The following is a 14,870-nucleotide window of genomic DNA, read 5'->3' on the forward strand; positions in this document are numbered from 1 at the left end:
ATGAGCGTTAACATGTCTACAGCCGTTGCTTATATGCGAAGTCTCATGTCCAAGGGAGTCACTTATTCAATGGGAGGAAGTCGAAGCGGTGCTGATGGCACAGCAGATTGTAGTGGAGCTGTTATGGCGTCTCTTAATGCTGCGGGAGCTAATGCACCTTTAACTAACACTGATGGAATGTTTAGTATTCTTCCAACTTTGGGATTTGAAGAAGTTGGTGAACCACATCAATTTGGCGACATTTTTATTCATGGCCAAAGAGGTGCATCGGGTGGAGCTGCTGGTCATACTGGAATATTTTTAGATGGGGATGCTGTAATCCATTGTAATTACGGATCGAACGGTGTTTCTATTGATAGTTATGGAGCTGTTTATGCTGGCTCAGGCTATCCTCCTAGAGCTTATTTCAGAAGTCCTAATCAAGCTGGCGGTGAGCAAGGAGTTCCTGGTGATGCGGCATCTGAAACAAATACTGCTGCTAACATGGATAATGGTGGAGAAATTGAGTCATATAGTTATATTGGAAATCGACTTTGTGTTTCTGGTTGGCATTTCACAAGCTTAAACAATCCCGTTAATGGCTCTGATGTCGTAACCGGAGGAGGAGGAAATTCCGGCGAGAGTTATCAAACTAACTGGAATGATGTACAATCACGAGCACAATTATTCATTTATGTGTGTTTAGATTTAGGAATACCAAAAGATACGGCGCTTGCTTTAGCTGCTAATGCCTTTGCTGAAAGTTCTTTAAGACCATCCGCAGCTGAACCAAACGGCATGGGAAAAGGTTATTTGCAATGGTCTTATGCTTCTAATTGGGGCGACGTGCCTAACCATATGACGGATACCTATGAAGATGCCAAGTATCAGATTAACTTTGCAATGTCTGTACCAGGTCAGTGGATGAATAAGTCTGGTTATATTACTTGGGATCAATTTTGGAAGAGCGAAGCAACCGCCGAACATATGACAGAAGCATTTCTTGTCTGTTGGGAAAGACCTAAATACATTGTCAATCGATGGACTCCTTTTATACAAGCTGTTGATATTAATGCTTTAGATTACTCAACATCGACAACAAAAATACAAACTTTATCCGAAAACATTCAAACATATTCAAGTAATGATGGATCAAGAGAAGTTATGCAAATATTTGATGCAATTACAGATGAATTATTAAAGACTGTCGATGTTGAACTGATGGAAAGACCAGATATAAAAGAAAAAAATCAATCTGTTGCTGGCGTGGAATGGAGCGGTATTGACCTATGTGTTGAGTTTGAACACACGAATCCATTTTACGTTAATTTTATGCGCATTTTGCCAAGTGGGATGACTAAGACATTGAACTTGAGCGCTATTTTCTTTCCTCATAGTTCCTCAAGAAAAAATGTTGGTAGAGACTATAGTCATAATAAATCTTTTAAAATCATTTTAACTGATAGAAATGGAAAGCAGTCTTTCATTAATGATATTATCGGAGGTTTTTCATGGACAAACAAACCTATGGAAATACCAAGTTGCTCAATTACTATTCCAACATATGAACTGTGCAAAGTTGATGGTAATATGGACATCAAAATTATCGTATTTGATAAGATGTTTGATGGAATTATTAAAAAAATTGATACTGAGACAGGACAGATTGATATTGATCATAAGATATCCGAGTGGAAATTTAGACAGATTCCTGAAAACTATGGTATTAAAAATTATTCGTTTCCAGAAGTTTTTTCTCAGTCTCCATTTTTATACTCAACTTTTTGGTATATAAACTGCGATGAGGTAGCACAAAAGGCTGAGATAAATTATGTATTTAGCAAACAAGATCACTTAGAAGCATTAGATAAAGCTTGCGAACTTTCCCCGGATATTTATTGGCGTGTAGGTTTTAAATATGATAGATATCTAGAAATTGGCGCTTTTGGAGAAGAAAAAAACTACATTTTATCTAAATCAGGCCAAACCAAGCGACACATTAATATTATTGGGGATGTAAATATATCAAAAGAGTTTGATGATGTTTTCAATGCTTTGACTGTTTACGGCGAGAAATCAGATAGTTCACAAGCTAGTCTAACATTAAGAGAAGCTTATTTAGATCAAGAGAATGGTGAAAAAATCGCTATTGATGGATTTCCTATTGTTATCCTTCCCTACACTGTAAATAATGAGCAAAAAGATTATTATACAGATATTACTAAAATCGCCTCTAATAATTCAGTAGAGTACACGATTATTGATGAGTTTGGTGTGAATTTAGAACAAGGTAAGATTATTGAGCAAACTAAGAGTTTTAATGATCTAGCACCTTTTGAGCTAGATGGGGAATCTGTAAGCGATGAGGATCGGGCTAAACAATCAAAAATTTGTTTAGATGCTGGAGTGAAATTATTGAAAACAGAAGGTCGCAGAAAAGAAATCATTGAGGTTCCTGTCGGATGGTTGCCACCAGATATTAATGTAATGGACAAAATTTATTTCGATTACGATAATTCAGTTGTCTTATTTGAAAATTGCAGTCGCTATTGCAGAAAGGTTTATGAATCGTCTGAGTTGTTCTATATCAACGAGATAGAAACAACTTTTGATGAAGAAAACCTTGCTGAAACAAATGTTTTAAAGCTTTCAAAAGAGGTGTATAGAAATGTCTGATGTAAACAAGGCACTGGATAAAATTGTGGCCAGACAGGATACCATGATAAAAAACGAGCTGCAAAGACAGCAGCAAAGAAGAAATACTGTATCAGACGCGAAAGCAGACTTTTTAACAATGTTGAGAAGTCCCACGCGTTTGTATACAGGTTTTTTTATATCCAAAGATATTAATTATTTAATGCGTTATGCCTTTAGCTTGCATGTTCGACCGTTTGTATCTACTTATGTCGATAATCAAGGAAATGTTTCTATTATTGAACATTCTATGGATCCTTCCTCAATAAAAATTGCTATTAATCAAATTGATATTACCGATGCGATTAAGTTGGAATACGGATCATTTGTAGATGGTTTCGGCTATTTTCCGTTAGAAGATGGTAAGTATTTCGACATATTTAATATTGTTGATTATTTGTATCCATGGCAACAAGCAGTAATCCTATCAAAAGGGAGAAAGGAAATAGAAATCTCTCAAAACAATAATACGTTGTGTGAATGTGATATCAGCTATCAAGTGAAATTCAATCATATTAATCGAGGTGGTCCAATGTAATGAAATCAAATGAGAAACTTGAAAAACATTTGGAAAGAAATCCAACGGATGCCCAAAGTGTTATCGCCTTGATGAAAAGAAATAGCAAGGCTATCCACAAAGAGCGGAAATTAAATGCCGTTCGTAAAAAAGAAAGACTAGATGCAATTAATCGAAAAAAACTAATTGAAAAAGGAAGGGCTGAAAATGAATAAACCAATTAATTATTTAGCACAAACAGGAGCTTTAGAAGATTTAATTTGGTCAATTATGAATGATGCCGAATCTGAGGCTCATATTGACAGATATATTCAGTCTTTATTCCGAGACAAAGAGAACTCCGAAGATGATCAAGAACAAGATGAGATTGCTTTAAAAATTATGGACATGAACCAATATAAAAATGATATAAGAGCTGTCCGATATGACAAATCGTATGTAGCTTTGTCAATTGCTTCAGAAGTAGCCAAGTCAAAACAAGACGATAAATTCTCTTGTTTATTTAAACATCAATTATTGAGCATGGCGGAAATGAGAGATGCCAAAGATGCAATCTCAAATGAAGCTTTACAAGAAAAAATAAATGAAATTTATAATCGAACCGCTAATAACGCTGCTTATGCAATATCTAATTATCTTGGATTGGAAGTTGAGAGTTGTATTGCATGCTTATTTGAAAAAAATAAAATTATCGGAGGAAATAAAAATGTTATTTGATGTGAGAGCAATATGTAATCCAGATGATTCACCGTATAGTAATTGGTTGGTACCAACAAGTGATATTGAGAAAATAGAACATCCAACTCCTAATAATGCCTATATTGATCCAAAGGGTATTGTTTATGTTTTAGACCATGAACTAGAAAAATTAATCCCTATTAACGAAGCTAGTTCTTATACTTTGCCAGTTGCAACAACAAAAACTTTAGGCGGAATACTAGTAGGTAACAATCTGGTGATTGATAAAAAAGGCAAGCTTGATGTTGTTTTACCAATAGCGACAGATACAGATTTAGGAGCGGTTAAGGTCGGTCAAAACTTGGTCGTTTCTGAAGATGGTGTTTTAAGCGCTCGCCCCGCGATTAGCTCTTTTGTTAATGAGAATGATGTATTGGTCATTTTATTTTCGACATCTCCGACTTCCGGATTGTATAAATTGGATTTAACCAATAAAGCGACCGATGTAACAACTTCATACGATTTAGATAACAAGGAATTTTATTATGAACTGCAAGACAAAACTGCACTATACGGTATTCGTGTTTGGAGAGATAAAGTATCATTTTATGAAAACGTGGTTAAATCGAATAAATCAAATGTATCCTTACCTATTGCAACAGCAGATGTTATAGGTGGGGTCAAAGTTGGTGGCGGTCTTATCGCTGATGTTAATGGTGTTTTATCAGCAAAAAACAGCTTTAATGTATATGTTGACCAAAACGGAATTATTCAGATGGTACTTGATCGTATCCCAAATGGTGGAGAATTTCAAACACGTATTACGGAAATGGAAACTAATAAAATAACTACTCGTGCAATGCCAAATAGAACGGCTAATTATGCTATGGGTAAAAACACTAGCCTTTATAAAGTGGAACTTTTGCAAAACAACGTTAATGTTTATACCACAATGGTTTCAACTTGGTTGTATAGTCCTTTAGACACAGACGTAACGAAACAAGAATCAAGTTTTGTCACATCTTCAAATGGTAATATGGCTTATTTTGAAACATCAAAACAACTAAATTTGGTTGTCTTTAATTTAGATTTAACAATTAAAGGTAATTTTAATGGAAATGATGATGTATTCCCAGCTGGAACAATTAATGAAGAATATAGACCAGCTGAAGACAAGCTTGTAACTTTACACAATGACACAATGAACGCACAAGCCTACATTAAATCTAATGGCGGAATTACTATTTCATGTCAAAATCCAACGCCGCAAGCACTTTCTGTACAAACAAATTACACTTATTTTGTATAAGTCACTTTAAAGGTGAGCTATTTTTTTGGAAAAGAGGAGGATTCATGGAAGAAATTTTAGATTTGTTAAGAAATCAACTATCAAAAATGACAGCAGATGGTAGTTGGTTAGCAGGGATTGTAGGTGGTGGTTTGTCCTTAACTATTCCGAAGTGGGTAACTAGTAAAGAAATTACAGTTGAGCATGGTGTGCTTGTTGGCATTCTACTATTAGTATTTGTGATGGAATGGGTAGTAGGGAGACGGTTAGCAAAAATTTCTACTGCCAAATTAAAGCAAAGTTCGATAATGAATGATTCGTTAATCAGAGACTTTATTATTATCACTATTTGTGTAGCTGCATATGGATTTGATTATCTTTTAGGAACTGGCGCAGTGATCTTTTGCCTATTTACAATTGCTTTTATTTATCACAATTTTTATAGTCTGATGGCTAATATTGCAGTTTTAGGATGGGAAAAGTATTTTCCGGTTTGGCTATTAAGATGGTTGCAAGATGAAATTGAAGCAAAGAAAGAAAAGTATTTCCCAAACAATAAGGAGGATAAATAAATGAATATGGAAATTCTCAAAGAATTATATAAACCATCAACTGAAAAAAATGTTGGTTTACAGGATCAGCCTATCATTGATAAAGAGGAAGATTTTTTAGAAGAGGAGGCAAAAAATAATGGATATGCAGAAGGGAATAAACGTAGTTAAGCAGTTCGTAAATAACTGCACCTATTCGATGTACGGTTCAAGATATTATACAGATGGCACTTGCGATTGTAGTGGCTCTGTATATCGCATTTTACGTGAAGCTGGCGGCTCAAATTTTGGTTACATTCCATCAACAGAGACTTTACATGCTTACTTATTACAAAATGGTTTTGAATTAATCGCTGAGAATACTGATTTTAATATGCAAGCCTATGACGTAATCATTTGGGGAAAGCGTGGCTATTCAGCTGGAGCAAATGGGCACACGGGTGTTGCGTTAGATAATCAAAATTGGATTGAGTGTACAGGCTGGAAGATGACGACAATTATTTCAAATCATGATCAACGGTGGGCCATGGCGGGTTCGCCGTATTTTTATGCCTACAGATTAAAAAAAGGAAATACTGTTTCAAAAGATGAACAAGAAAAAAATGAAATTAAGGAGTTGGAAATTATGAGCAATATGAATTTTTTATTTACAGCAGAGGGAGAAGGGGCAACTTTCTTCTTTGATGGACAAGACACTATCATGTTTAGTGATTCAGCACAATTAGATATGGTTGTGGGGAACTACGAAGCTGCTACTGGTAAGAAGCTTGTTTCAGTTAAGAAATTTAATAAAACACAATTTAAAATCTGGACTTCAATGTATCCAGTTCGTGAAGTTAAAAAAACTTGGTAAAGGATGATGAAATATGAGTTGTAATTGTGGAAACTCTAGTGGATTTTCAAGTAGTTGCAACAGTTGTAATACTGTTGCGGATATTGATATTAAAACACCTTTAGAAACCATTCAAAATGGTGACGATAACTTTTGTATGAATGGAATTAGTGACGAATTATGTGGAAATTTACAAAAAGACAAAGGTATACATCCTAGAACCGTAAAGAATGAAGATGACGAAGATGTTGAACAAGCAAATAATGATTGTACTGACTTGCATGCTTTAAATCAATATTATAACGGAGATCTATGGAACAAACTAAAAGACCTAGACTTTTGTAATTTGAAAGAATTTAGATGTTGGCTTTTTGAATTAATAAATCATTATTTCAATTTAACTAAAGGGCTAGTATGTGCGATTTGTGGTCTATGGTCGAAAGTTCATGAGCTAGAAGCAAATCAGTTTCAACTAGTGTCATGTCAGGAAACAGGAAGTGGTATTTTTGAAGGAACATCTTTCTCAGGGTCATACATGATAGATGGAAAAGCAAAGACAAGAGCATTAACAACTTATCAATTGCGTATACAAATCAAATCCCCGACTAAGCTTGTTATTCCTGCAGGAACCCAAATTCCCATACAATTTGTTGGAAAAACTGTTAATGATACAAAGTTACCGTGTTTAGATAACATCGTTGAAAATTTCACACAAATCGTTTGGCATAATTATGATATAAAATCTGAAAACGAAGTTCCTTATACATGGACAGCACCTTGTTATATTGGTACTCCTGGTCGCGGTGGTGGTAGGAACTTTAATGGTAATGTATACATTATCGCTAAAGAACAGGATGTTGTTTTTGAAGCAAATGTACCGTATCAGACAGCAATGACATGGGCATTTGAACCTATTGTTGTTAACTAAATGTTTTAAGAGCCACTAATCAAGTGGCTCTGATTCATTTAAAAGGCATTGCTTACGCTCAAAAATGAGGTTTTCAAGTTCTTCTAAGTCTTCTATAGTTGCTTTATTTCTAATGAAAGAACGTGCTGAAGAGCGTGAGGATAAATATGATCGTCGTTTTTTGTTCTTTTCGTAATACTTTTTTTGTGCGTTTTGTTGAGCGGTGCTTAATTTAGTCATGTTTATTTCTTCCTTCCGTAAAAATAAGAAACATCATACCCAGAATTGTAATGGTATTTAACCAACGTGGTTGCATATCCAGAATCGTTAGAATTAGAGAAATCAGCATAAGAATAAGCATTGGGATATAAAAATATTTTCTTTTCATAATGTTCATGCTAAAATAATGATATAGAGAGGGGAACTTAATCCCCTCAGTGTTAGTCGTCTGATTTTTTGTTTTCTATGATTTTCTTTAGTAGCCACACACTACTAAAGAATTTGAAAACAATATCGACGGCTTTTTCTATATCGTTTAGCATCTGTTCACCTCCTCCTTAACTATACTTATATTATAGTACACGCACTATAATATGTCAAGCCTTTTCAGCAAAAAAAGCCCATAAAATCGGGCTTTTTCTAATCTTTTTTTTCCTTTAAGTTTGATTCACAATCTTTGATTAAGTTTTTTAATTCTTCTAATTCTTCCAGCGTAGCATGGTTTCTTATGTAGCTTTTAGCAGTCCTAAATGCACTCATTTTACTTCTTCTTTTTCGCAAATCTTCATCAGCGCTGACTTTTTCTCTATATTTCTTGTCAGCTCTTTCTTGACTAGAACCTTTATAATTTGTCATATAAAACACCTCAGATAAATAAATTGATTAAACTTAATAGAATAGAGACAATCATTAGAACAATAGTAATCTTTAATAACCGGTTAGTTTTATTATCCATTTTAAATTCCTCCTATTTTTGATATAATAAAAGGGAAGGGAGGGCTTGCGCCCTTTTCCCTATTTGCTTAGTAGCTTGATAACTAGGTCAATCAGCTTTTCTACTACTTGTAGTACCGCAATTACTAAAAGTAGTTTAGCCGTTTGATACTCTAGTTTATCAGGCTTCTTTTTTTGCTTTTTCTTCTTCACATTTTACCACCTCCTCCTTAACTATCTTTATTATAGCGCATTGCGCTATAAATGTCAATAGATTATACACAAAAAAAGCCCGAAAAATCGGACTTTATCTTACACTATTTAGCATTTCTATCTCCATCATAATTTTAGTTTTTCCCATGACAGCATATTTGCTGATTACGAATTGTTTTCTTCTATTATAATGTCCTACAACTGCAACCTCCATTTCGTTATCAACATCCGCTAAAAAATTAAGGGCATGTTTTGCGATCAAACAATTAGTATCATCGATTTTACAAAACACCAGAAAAGGGGTCGTCTTCAGTATTTTGATTTTTGACACTTTTCCTCTCAATGTTTCCATTAATATCGCCTCCATATTTCTGAATATAAAAATCTCCATCGATTTTTCCATATGCCAAACGTACATAGAATTCTAAAGCATCATACCCAAGTTCATCTTCAAGAGATTCATTAACTACACCATCAATCCGTTTCTTTAATTCTTCTAAATCGATGTATTTCAACTCATATTTTTTAATTAAATTCATCAGCATCATAGCTCCATTTTGTGTAGTAATATTTAAAATTTGTTGTGCCGGTTGGGGAATTGTAATCTCTCGGATTCTCAATTACTAAATCAAAATGGAAATACAAATCGATTCCCCTGTTATTACTTCTAGCAGGTACTAAAAAATAGTTTTCTTTTTGATGAAACATCCATAGCAGCAATTCATCTCCCAATAAATAAAAAGGAATTCTTTTTTTTAAGAATTTTTTCAAATCAGCTTTCAAATTGTTTGTAGAATCATCAGCATACGGAAAAAAAGCTTTAACGTGGATGTTGTCATTTTCAAATGGATAAACCATAAAACCACCTCAAGCACATTATACGAACATACGTTCTATTAGTCTATTGTTTTACTCTGATTTTGAAAAGTTTGTGGCAATTTCGTGGTAAAAGAAAACAAAAACAGCTATAAACCCATATGTAAAAAGGTTTATAGCTGTTTGATTAGAGCCACCTGACGGCTCTAAAGAATTTTTTATAGTTAAAAAACATATCATTCATGACGTGTTAGGTTCACTTAATACATAAAAAAATAGTAGCTATAGAATATCTTTCGTGGTATTTTTGTGGGATTCAGGTATTAAATCTTTCAGGTATTCATTTGTTTTCTTTCGGTTTTTAATTCTATTTTCTAGTGTTGCCGATGCGTATTCGATAGACTGGGTAATTTCTTTATGACCGATTTGAGAGAGTATGTATACCAAATCTGTTTCTGCTAAAATTAACGAATCAATCCGACCATGACGGAAAGAATGGGTTGATAGTTGTGGAATACCAACAGATAAACATAAGTCTTTCAAATATTTATTGACAGCGGAATTTGAAATTGGCCAAGTATCTTTATCATTACAGAATATGAGATGTCTTGGGTTAATTAATCTTCCTGAAAGCATTGCCTCATTTTGTTTAATTTTGTATTTTTTTAGTTCGTCTAATAAGAATGTGGGAACATCTACGTTACGATTACCAGCTTCTGACTTTGTCGATCCAAATCGTTTAATACTAGCATCATATTTAAAAGCTTTATTTATCATTATTGTTTCATCTTCATAGTTAATATCTTTCCACTTTAGTGCAGCTATTTCTTGATATCTACAGCCTGTATAAATTTGAGTTAATACAAAATATTTACTTGCTGAATCTTCTTTCTGCAACAAGTGGGATAATAATTTTTTTGTTTCATCAGTACTGACTGTTTTTTTAGATTTATGAAGTGGCTTTTGCCCATCAAGACGGATGTTCTTTGTGGGATTAGAATGAACATATCGCATATCTAATGCTTCAATAAACATCGACTTAACAATATTGTGTCTATTAGTTACAGTTTCTAAAGCTAAACCTCGTTCATTTACATTGCCTGGGGTTGCTAACCAATTTATCCATTGTTGATATTTCAACTTTGAAACACCTCGTAAAGTTTGATTATCTCCAAAAAAGTCAGCAAGGTTTTTCCTAGTTACTCTAATTTTCTGCATTCTTCCTTCAGTTACTTTTCCTTTTTTAAAAGTTTCACTCCAAGTATCATAAAAATCTAGCAACTTTATTTCTTTAACAACTTCGCCTTCACTAACTTTAGCTAAAAAGTCATATTCTTTTTCTTTTACGGCTTTTTTAGTCGGAGCAGTAAAAGTTTTTTCTCTCCAATTATTTGTTATAGGGTCTTTATAGCGAGTTCTAGTTCGCCATTTTCCATTAGGAAGTTTAATAGGGTCTGCCATAAAAATATTCCTTTCTGATTATTTTCTTAAAAATCAGATAATTTGTGTAATTAACTTTACTTATGCACAATTTACTGTTGATAAGTCTGATTTACTGTGTATAAATCAAACGTATGTTCTTTTTTGTTGATAAAAGAAAAGCCCGAAGGCTATATTTGTGATATAATTGGATGGGGTCAAAATAATCCAATTAGAGGTGGTTTTATGGATAAAAAAACAGAATTTTTTGTCAATACTCTTTCGCATGATGAGCTTATGGCACTTGATGCATGTTTATCACTTTTTTTTAACAGCGAACTTTCAAAAAGGGAAGCTTATGTGGATTCGCTACAAAACTTCCCAAATACTAAAGAGGAACTGTTGCAAAAATTAGATATTCTATTTACTCTTCGAAGGAGTGACTTTCTTAACAATATCACCAACTTTAACGGGATCAGGTGTTAATCCTCCTGTGATATCTTCACTTGTTACATCAAGTTTTTCATGAACTGAAATAATTTTTGATCCAGAGCCACTTATTGTAGCCATTAGTCCTGTTTCTCTTTTTTCATCATAGGTTTTTGTACGACATATTGAAAAGTGATCGTAAATTGTATGAGCGTAAATAAATCCTTTTTTAAGTGTATAACTTCCTATTGGAGCTTGTGTGTCAGGATCAAGCACTTCAAATTCTCCATCTTGAAGAATTTCGAACTTCTCGTTGACTTGTACGCCTTCTTCTTTACCACCGGTTATAATAAAAGTATAGTCATTTACTATTTTAGCTATTTTGAAAACATTCTCTGTATTATTCAATGTCATTTTTAGTGTTCCTCCTTGGTATCATTAGTGATTTTGCCTTCAAACTCATATACTCTTTCAGCCTTTTTAATTGTCTGGTCAATTGTCAGGTCATCTGAATACATCCAAATTGTCTTTAAAACAAAATTTAACTTGTCCAAATTTTGACTAATTCTTTCATTTTCTTCAAGCAAACTTCTATTTTCTTTTCTGTATTCATTTAATGATTCATTAAGACCATTAATATTGGCTTTAGCCAGTTTATTTTTTTCGGATAGTTCTCTAATTTTTGAGTTTTTGACTTTAAATGAAAAATATACCCATAAACAGAAAAAGATAAAAATAAGAATTAAACCAAGAGAAAAGGTGATCAAAGTTATGATGAGATATTTAAGTTCATAATTCTCTATATATAATATGAAACATGTATATAGAGAAAAAACAAAAAGAGAAAATGCTGCAGTTCTCAACCAATGAATGTGTTTCACATAGAAAAACTCCTTTCAATTATTTATATTCCCCAAGCCGGAATCGAACCGGCGACGCCAGGTGGGGTAGGAAAAGCTAAATTTCTATTTGTTGTGTTTTGTTTCGCAATTTTTACCGCCACCACAGCCGCAATCAGAATTTCTTCTGTTACGAATTGCAAATATGACAGCTACTGCTATGACCGCAGCAATGATCCAGGTAGCCATAATTTTCACCTTCTTCCATTTGACATAAAAATGTCGATATTAAACTTTATTTATTTTCATTCATATAAGCTCTATAGTCGGATTCGTTTAGAAGCTTCACTTCCCATGATTTTGGCGAAGAACTATCATAGAATGATACAGTGTCACCATCTTTTAAGATAAAATGACGATTACTGCCAATCTCTTTCAAGGTTTTAGCTGTCTTATCAGATTCACCATCAATATCTGTAATTACAAGCACAGTAACATCGCCTTCTTCATCACTATCGCTCGGTCCATATTTTAAATCAGTTAGAACGGCATAATAAGAGCCTGGTTGAATATCTGTACCAACTAAATAATCACCTTTAGCAGTTATATCGACAGACTTTGCACTATCGTTTTTAATTTCACTTGTATTAACTGTATTACCATTGCTACTATTATCTTGGTTGTTCTCAGAATTACATCCAGACAATAATAAAACGCAAGTTATAGTAAAAAACAAACCCAGGATCTTTTTCATAAGCTATGAAACACCTCCATATAAATCTTCTATATCAAATGAAAACCACTTATTGCTTTTTCATATAAGTTCTAAAGTCGGATTCGTTTAACAGCTTTACCTTCCAAGAAGCGGGAGAATAGTTATCCTCAAAGCTTACTTGATCACCATCTTTTAAAATGAAACGATATCTATCTCCAACTTCATATAACATTTCTGCAGTATAGTCAGCTTTTCCATCAATTTCAGTATTAGCTTGAACATACACGTATCCTTCTTCTTCTGCATCGTCAGGTCCGTACTCAATATCTGCAAGAACTGCATAGTATGAGCCCGGCTTAATATCTTTACCAACTAAGTAGTTTCCATTAGAAATAATATCTATGGAAACCGCTGAGTCAGTTGTATTTTGATCGCTTTTTTTTGATACCTGTTTATCTGAATTACTATTAGATGAGGTATCATTCGCAGTATCTTTCTGACTACATCCTGAAAAAGTTATAATACCTAAAACAACCATTGACAAGCGTATAATCTTTTTCATTTCTATTCCTTCTTTCATTTATTAAAATAGTCAAAAACTCCTATAACTCCGTTTGGTTGAAAGAAAATCAAATAATTTTTATATCCCATTCCCGTTGGGAAATTAACTGCGTAAGTGTTAATTGCTCTATCCAAGGTTTCTCTTGTAACCCCTATAAATTCCGCAGCCTCAGCTTTTGTATAGATTCTTTCTTTATATGCATTAATAAAATCTTGAGGAGTAACACTCAGAACGCTACCAATGTTTCTAGCTGTTTCTTCCTGCTTACGTTCTTCTGGAGTCTCTTGCTTAGTAATATCTCCAACAGTAGTTAAATGATGACCTATTTCTTCACCAACAGTGGATTTTAATTCGAAATGAGTTTGATTTGGATTTAGATAGATGACATTATTTATATAAAGTCCCTTTTGTCCTTTTGGCATTATTTTTTCAAACTTATAGTCTATTTCTGGATATTCGCACATTAGTTTTTCTACATCATCCATTACAAGCACCTACTTATCACTGTGATCTCTTTGCTTTATATATTCAATGAAGTTCATTATTTCCTTCATGCCTTCTTCAGATACATTTTCGTCAATATGAGTAGCAATTGTTTTTTGCTGTGGAGACAAGTTTGGTTGTTTTTTTTGTTCTCTTCCATGTAGATAGTCTAAAGTTACATCGAAATAGTCTGCGATTTTATTTTGAATTTCTACATCTGGAGTGCGTTTTCCCTGTTCATATGAAGCATATGTTGTTTTTGCAACTCCCAAATATTTTGCCATATCTAATTGAGTTAGATGTGACTTTTCTTTTCTTAATTCTTTGAGCCTTTTACCAAACATACATAATGACCTCCTTTGTGCTGATTATACTATTACAAATTGCGTACTTAAAGAATAAAGGGAAAAGTACAAAAAAAAGAGTATTTATGGTTTACAAAGTACGCAATATGTATTATTATAAAAGTACGCAATACGTAGTATAAATTAGGTGGTGATTTAGAAATGAAAGAATTGTTAAAGAAGATAAGAGAAGAGAAAGGCTTTACTCAAGAATCTTTAGCTAAACGTTTAGGTATTGCTAAAACAACATATTCCTCATATGAACAAGGACATAGGCAACCGTCTGTCAATAATGCAAAAAAAATTGCTTCTGTATTAGATGTTCCATGGTCAATTTTTTTTGATCAAGATGTACTCGAATCGTATGTTAAAAATCACAAGGAGGTGGTCTGATGAAATTTTTAGAAATAAATGGTTCCGTAAAAGGAATTGTTGTATCTGAGAATGATAAAACACTACTTATCAGAAAAGGATACTTAGCATGGTCTGGGGAGACACAAGTGTTCCTTGCAACTGAAAAAGCAGTGTACGTTGAAAAACAAATGTTTGATCAATATTGGATCAAATTATTTGAAGGGTCTTATGTTGTCGAAACCATCAATATCGACTTGAGCACAGTTCTTATTAGGGAATTTTTTAACATGTAAAGTTATCCCTTCTGCATCTTCATA

General features: G+C 33.4%; 25 protein-coding genes. 11 read left to right on the forward strand and 14 right to left on the reverse strand.

Translation table 11 applies throughout. The features are described from left to right. Positions 1–12 precede the first annotated feature (12 nt). From ACVWNY_RS18955 to ACVWNY_RS18995, 9 genes are read left to right on the forward strand one after another with little or no spacing between them, the layout of a single operon-like run. On the forward strand, positions 13–2,655 hold the full coding sequence (locus tag ACVWNY_RS18955; RefSeq protein WP_461211772.1) for a phage tail tip lysozyme: 2,643 nt from the start codon (positions 13–15) through the stop codon (positions 2,653–2,655). After that, a complete protein-coding gene (locus tag ACVWNY_RS18960; RefSeq protein WP_454072576.1) occupies positions 2,648–3,211 on the forward strand; it encodes a hypothetical protein in 564 nt (187 codons plus the stop codon). The genes ACVWNY_RS18955 and ACVWNY_RS18960 overlap by 8 nt, the downstream gene beginning before the upstream one ends. Beyond that, positions 3,211–3,405 (forward strand): hypothetical protein, encoded by a 195-nt coding sequence (locus ACVWNY_RS18965; RefSeq protein WP_454072577.1) that lies wholly within the window; start codon positions 3,211–3,213, stop codon positions 3,403–3,405. Before ACVWNY_RS18960 ends, ACVWNY_RS18965 begins: the two co-directional genes overlap by 1 nt. Then, positions 3,398–3,907 (forward strand): hypothetical protein, encoded by a 510-nt coding sequence (locus ACVWNY_RS18970; protein ID WP_454072578.1) that lies wholly within the window; start codon positions 3,398–3,400, stop codon positions 3,905–3,907. The genes ACVWNY_RS18965 and ACVWNY_RS18970 overlap by 8 nt, the downstream gene beginning before the upstream one ends. Continuing rightward, positions 3,897–5,177: a hypothetical protein gene (locus tag ACVWNY_RS18975; RefSeq protein ID WP_454072579.1), complete on the forward strand. Its 1,281-nt coding sequence runs from the start codon at positions 3,897–3,899 to the stop codon at positions 5,175–5,177. The genes ACVWNY_RS18970 and ACVWNY_RS18975 overlap by 11 nt, the downstream gene beginning before the upstream one ends. Before the next feature lie 44 nt (positions 5,178–5,221). Then, positions 5,222–5,728 (forward strand): phage holin family protein, encoded by a 507-nt coding sequence (locus ACVWNY_RS18980; protein ID WP_454072580.1) that lies wholly within the window; start codon positions 5,222–5,224, stop codon positions 5,726–5,728. Continuing rightward, positions 5,729–5,878: a hypothetical protein gene (locus ACVWNY_RS18985; RefSeq protein ID WP_454072581.1), complete on the forward strand. Its 150-nt coding sequence runs from the start codon at positions 5,729–5,731 to the stop codon at positions 5,876–5,878. Further along, a complete protein-coding gene (locus ACVWNY_RS18990) occupies positions 5,847–6,560 on the forward strand; it encodes a peptidoglycan amidohydrolase family protein (protein WP_454072582.1) in 714 nt (237 codons plus the stop codon). Before ACVWNY_RS18985 ends, ACVWNY_RS18990 begins: the two co-directional genes overlap by 32 nt. Before the next feature lie 13 nt (positions 6,561–6,573). Then, complete coding sequence (locus ACVWNY_RS18995; protein WP_454072583.1) at positions 6,574–7,467, forward strand: hypothetical protein; 894 nt, start codon at positions 6,574–6,576, stop codon at positions 7,465–7,467. 15 nt (positions 7,468–7,482) lie between these two features. Here the strand turns inward: ACVWNY_RS18995 and ACVWNY_RS19000 are convergent, their stop codons facing one another. The 14 genes from ACVWNY_RS19000 to ACVWNY_RS19065 all read right to left on the reverse strand — a co-directional run bounded on the left by ACVWNY_RS19000 (position 7,483) and on the right by ACVWNY_RS19065 (position 14,199). Next, positions 7,483–7,686: a hypothetical protein gene (locus ACVWNY_RS19000; protein ID WP_454072584.1), complete on the reverse strand. Its 204-nt coding sequence runs from the start codon at positions 7,684–7,686 to the stop codon at positions 7,483–7,485. A gap of 399 nt (positions 7,687–8,085) precedes the next feature. Next, positions 8,086–8,301 (reverse strand): hypothetical protein, encoded by a 216-nt coding sequence (locus tag ACVWNY_RS19005; RefSeq protein ID WP_454072585.1) that lies wholly within the window; start codon positions 8,299–8,301, stop codon positions 8,086–8,088. A 159-nt stretch (positions 8,302–8,460) separates the two neighbouring features. Continuing rightward, positions 8,461–8,592, reverse strand: coding sequence for a hypothetical protein (locus ACVWNY_RS19010; RefSeq protein ID WP_454072131.1), 132 nt, complete (start codon positions 8,590–8,592; stop codon positions 8,461–8,463). A gap of 94 nt (positions 8,593–8,686) precedes the next feature. Then, positions 8,687–8,944: a hypothetical protein gene (locus ACVWNY_RS19015; RefSeq protein WP_454072586.1), complete on the reverse strand. Its 258-nt coding sequence runs from the start codon at positions 8,942–8,944 to the stop codon at positions 8,687–8,689. Then, positions 8,874–9,131 carry a hypothetical protein gene (locus ACVWNY_RS19020; protein ID WP_461211775.1) on the reverse strand — a complete coding sequence of 86 codons (258 nt, stop codon included), beginning with the start codon at positions 9,129–9,131 and terminating at the stop codon, positions 8,874–8,876. The genes ACVWNY_RS19015 and ACVWNY_RS19020 overlap by 71 nt, the downstream gene beginning before the upstream one ends. After that, positions 9,118–9,450, reverse strand: coding sequence for a DUF5960 family protein (locus ACVWNY_RS19025; RefSeq protein ID WP_454072587.1), 333 nt, complete (start codon positions 9,448–9,450; stop codon positions 9,118–9,120). The genes ACVWNY_RS19020 and ACVWNY_RS19025 overlap by 14 nt, the downstream gene beginning before the upstream one ends. Positions 9,451–9,690: 240 nt before the next feature. After that, on the reverse strand, positions 9,691–10,869 hold the full coding sequence (locus ACVWNY_RS19030) for a tyrosine-type recombinase/integrase (protein WP_454072588.1): 1,179 nt from the start codon (positions 10,867–10,869) through the stop codon (positions 9,691–9,693). A 378-nt stretch (positions 10,870–11,247) separates the two neighbouring features. Next, entirely contained in the window at positions 11,248–11,670 is a 423-nt protein-coding gene (locus ACVWNY_RS19035; RefSeq protein ID WP_454072589.1) for a hypothetical protein, read from the reverse strand. 2 nt (positions 11,671–11,672) lie between these two features. Then, positions 11,673–12,137: a hypothetical protein gene (locus ACVWNY_RS19040; RefSeq protein ID WP_454072590.1), complete on the reverse strand. Its 465-nt coding sequence runs from the start codon at positions 12,135–12,137 to the stop codon at positions 11,673–11,675. Between the two features lie 23 nt (positions 12,138–12,160). Further along, the gene (locus ACVWNY_RS19045; RefSeq protein WP_454072591.1) at positions 12,161–12,298 is read right to left on the reverse strand and encodes a hypothetical protein; all 138 of its coding nucleotides are present in this window, start codon (positions 12,296–12,298) and stop codon (positions 12,161–12,163) included. Between the two features lie 92 nt (positions 12,299–12,390). After that, complete coding sequence (locus ACVWNY_RS19050; protein WP_454072592.1) at positions 12,391–12,801, reverse strand: hypothetical protein; 411 nt, start codon at positions 12,799–12,801, stop codon at positions 12,391–12,393. A gap of 97 nt (positions 12,802–12,898) precedes the next feature. After that, positions 12,899–13,372, reverse strand: coding sequence for a lipoprotein (locus ACVWNY_RS19055; protein WP_461211773.1), 474 nt, complete (start codon positions 13,370–13,372; stop codon positions 12,899–12,901). Positions 13,373–13,386: 14 nt separating this feature from the next. After that, complete coding sequence (locus ACVWNY_RS19060; protein ID WP_454072594.1) at positions 13,387–13,857, reverse strand: ImmA/IrrE family metallo-endopeptidase; 471 nt, start codon at positions 13,855–13,857, stop codon at positions 13,387–13,389. A gap of 9 nt (positions 13,858–13,866) precedes the next feature. Then, positions 13,867–14,199: a helix-turn-helix domain-containing protein gene (locus ACVWNY_RS19065; RefSeq protein WP_454072595.1), complete on the reverse strand. Its 333-nt coding sequence runs from the start codon at positions 14,197–14,199 to the stop codon at positions 13,867–13,869. 162 nt (positions 14,200–14,361) lie between these two features. Between ACVWNY_RS19065 and ACVWNY_RS19070 the strand changes: the two genes are divergently transcribed. Both ACVWNY_RS19070 and ACVWNY_RS19075 read left to right on the forward strand, forming a co-directional pair. Continuing rightward, the gene (locus ACVWNY_RS19070) at positions 14,362–14,592 is read left to right on the forward strand and encodes a helix-turn-helix transcriptional regulator (protein WP_454072596.1); all 231 of its coding nucleotides are present in this window, start codon (positions 14,362–14,364) and stop codon (positions 14,590–14,592) included. Continuing rightward, positions 14,592–14,846: a hypothetical protein gene (locus tag ACVWNY_RS19075; protein WP_454072597.1), complete on the forward strand. Its 255-nt coding sequence runs from the start codon at positions 14,592–14,594 to the stop codon at positions 14,844–14,846. Before ACVWNY_RS19070 ends, ACVWNY_RS19075 begins: the two co-directional genes overlap by 1 nt. Positions 14,847–14,870 lie beyond the last annotated feature (24 nt).

The organism is Enterococcus sp. JNUCC 77 (assembly GCF_054819945.1).

Excerpts from the sequence above, each read along its gene's own strand:
- ACVWNY_RS19075 (WP_454072597.1), top strand. The coding sequence starts at position 14,592 with ATGAAATTTTTAGAAATAAATGGTTCCGTAAAAGGAATTGTTGTATCT.
- ACVWNY_RS18955 (WP_461211772.1), top strand. The coding sequence starts at position 13 with ATGTCTACAGCCGTTGCTTATATGCGAAGTCTCATGTCCAAGGGAGTC.
- ACVWNY_RS19005 (WP_454072585.1), bottom strand. The coding sequence starts at position 8,301 with ATGACAAATTATAAAGGTTCTAGTCAAGAAAGAGCTGACAAGAAATAT.
- ACVWNY_RS18975 (WP_454072579.1), top strand. The coding sequence starts at position 3,897 with ATGTTATTTGATGTGAGAGCAATATGTAATCCAGATGATTCACCGTAT.
- ACVWNY_RS18995 (WP_454072583.1), top strand. The coding sequence starts at position 6,574 with ATGAGTTGTAATTGTGGAAACTCTAGTGGATTTTCAAGTAGTTGCAAC.
- ACVWNY_RS18985 (WP_454072581.1), top strand. The coding sequence starts at position 5,729 with ATGAATATGGAAATTCTCAAAGAATTATATAAACCATCAACTGAAAAA.
- ACVWNY_RS19055 (WP_461211773.1), bottom strand. The coding sequence starts at position 13,372 with ATGAAAAAGATTATACGCTTGTCAATGGTTGTTTTAGGTATTATAACT.
- ACVWNY_RS18990 (WP_454072582.1), top strand. The coding sequence starts at position 5,847 with ATGGATATGCAGAAGGGAATAAACGTAGTTAAGCAGTTCGTAAATAAC.
- ACVWNY_RS18965 (WP_454072577.1), top strand. The coding sequence starts at position 3,211 with ATGAAATCAAATGAGAAACTTGAAAAACATTTGGAAAGAAATCCAACG.
- ACVWNY_RS19035 (WP_454072589.1), bottom strand. The coding sequence starts at position 11,670 with ATGACATTGAATAATACAGAGAATGTTTTCAAAATAGCTAAAATAGTA.
- ACVWNY_RS19060 (WP_454072594.1), bottom strand. The coding sequence starts at position 13,857 with ATGGATGATGTAGAAAAACTAATGTGCGAATATCCAGAAATAGACTAT.
- ACVWNY_RS19015 (WP_454072586.1), bottom strand. The coding sequence starts at position 8,944 with ATGGAAACATTGAGAGGAAAAGTGTCAAAAATCAAAATACTGAAGACG.
- ACVWNY_RS19000 (WP_454072584.1), bottom strand. The coding sequence starts at position 7,686 with ATGACTAAATTAAGCACCGCTCAACAAAACGCACAAAAAAAGTATTAC.
- ACVWNY_RS19065 (WP_454072595.1), bottom strand. The coding sequence starts at position 14,199 with ATGTTTGGTAAAAGGCTCAAAGAATTAAGAAAAGAAAAGTCACATCTA.
- ACVWNY_RS19025 (WP_454072587.1), bottom strand. The coding sequence starts at position 9,450 with ATGGTTTATCCATTTGAAAATGACAACATCCACGTTAAAGCTTTTTTT.
- ACVWNY_RS18980 (WP_454072580.1), top strand. The coding sequence starts at position 5,222 with ATGGAAGAAATTTTAGATTTGTTAAGAAATCAACTATCAAAAATGACA.
- ACVWNY_RS19070 (WP_454072596.1), top strand. The coding sequence starts at position 14,362 with ATGAAAGAATTGTTAAAGAAGATAAGAGAAGAGAAAGGCTTTACTCAA.
- ACVWNY_RS18970 (WP_454072578.1), top strand. The coding sequence starts at position 3,398 with ATGAATAAACCAATTAATTATTTAGCACAAACAGGAGCTTTAGAAGAT.
- ACVWNY_RS19030 (WP_454072588.1), bottom strand. The coding sequence starts at position 10,869 with ATGGCAGACCCTATTAAACTTCCTAATGGAAAATGGCGAACTAGAACT.
- ACVWNY_RS19020 (WP_461211775.1), bottom strand. The coding sequence starts at position 9,131 with ATGAATTTAATTAAAAAATATGAGTTGAAATACATCGATTTAGAAGAA.
- ACVWNY_RS18960 (WP_454072576.1), top strand. The coding sequence starts at position 2,648 with ATGTCTGATGTAAACAAGGCACTGGATAAAATTGTGGCCAGACAGGAT.